Source organism: Methylobacterium sp. D54C (genome assembly GCF_053345595.1).
Genome location: NZ_JBKFAK010000271.1, coordinates 1 through 279 on the forward strand (window position 1 = coordinate 1; position 279 = coordinate 279).

At 79.9% G+C, this 279-nt stretch carries 1 pseudogene; it reads left to right on the forward strand.

The features are described 5' to 3' along the window. A pseudogene (locus ACLBYB_RS33485) lies at nucleotides 1-279 on the forward strand (MFS transporter); the annotation flags it as partial.

Below are 279 nucleotides of genomic sequence, written 5' to 3' on the forward strand. Positions count from 1 at the left end.
TGGCCCGCCTCGGCCGGCGGCCCGTGGTGATCCTCGGCGGCCTGCTGGCGGCGGTCGGCCTCGCGCTCTCGGTCGTCATCCCGGCCTGGGAGGCGGCGCTCGCCGGCTACGCCCTGGTCGGGGCGGGCTGCGCCAACATCGTCCCGGTCCTGTCCACGGCGGCGGGGCGCCAGACCGCGATGCCCGCGCGCGTGGCGGTGCCGGCGGTGACGACGCTGGGCTATGCCGGGGTGCTGGCGGGGCCCGCGCTGATCGGCTTCGCCGCGCAGGCGCTCGGCC